The sequence below is a fragment of the Azoarcus taiwanensis genome (assembly GCF_012910885.1).
In the GTDB taxonomy this organism is placed as follows: domain Bacteria; phylum Pseudomonadota; class Gammaproteobacteria; order Burkholderiales; family Rhodocyclaceae; genus Azoarcus_F; species Azoarcus_F taiwanensis.
On the sequence record NZ_WTVM01000325.1, the window covers coordinates 1 to 252 of the forward strand.

1 pseudogene is annotated in these 252 nt (G+C 61.1%); it reads left to right on the forward strand.

What is annotated here, in order from left to right:
* Nucleotides 1-133 (forward strand): annotated as a pseudogene (locus GPA21_RS20560) (ATP-binding protein); the annotation flags it as partial.
* Nucleotides 134-252 lie beyond the last annotated feature (119 nt).

The following is a 252-nucleotide window of genomic DNA, read 5'->3' on the forward strand; positions in this document are numbered from 1 at the left end:
GAGCGCGGAGCGCGAAGTGCGCTCGATCGCCTACCAGATGAGCGCAGCGCGCTTCCCCGCGCATCGGGATCTGGCCGGTTTCGACTTCACGCAGGCGCGAGCCGATGAGGCGTTGGTACGTCGGCTGTCAAGGGCAAGCGAATTTTCCCCAGTGTGGTAATTCAAATTTCCCCACCCGGTTGGGTTTGCTCGTCAAATGAGCGGACGAGTCCGGATTTGAGCTTCTCCTTGAGGCGATAGGAGTTGCCGCGG